1 protein-coding gene is annotated in these 332 nt (G+C 35.8%); it reads right to left on the minus strand.

Translation table 11 applies throughout. The features are described 5' to 3' along the window. Positions 1-332, minus strand: a 332-nt coding sequence (locus tag RV15_RS18825; protein ID WP_167364122.1) for a hypothetical protein, incomplete at both ends; no start/stop codon positions are given.

The raw sequence follows: 332 nt of genomic DNA on the forward strand, positions 1-332 counted from the left end.
GTCAGTACTTTTGCGTCATGCTTACGCCAATTTATTGCTAACCAGCCAATCATTCCAACAGTAAATATAGGCAGTAACCAATTGATATAAAACAAGGGTTGCATCGAAGATATAACTATGACAGGATCTGATACAAATTTTAGTATCATGAAGGTAGCTGTCATCATGACAAGCAATCCAACTGCTGAAAAGGCAGCTAGTAAGGTATGGTTTCTTGACCAGCCATTCGTCTTCTTTTTGCGTTTTTGTTGGATAAATTTAATCAATAGATAAATCAGTGACCCTAAGAAACCTACAAATGAAACGCCAAAAGCAATAAAGTTAAATAGTTG

This window comes from Enterococcus silesiacus (assembly GCF_001886225.1).
Lineage (GTDB): Bacteria > Bacillota > Bacilli > Lactobacillales > Enterococcaceae > Enterococcus_L > Enterococcus_L silesiacus.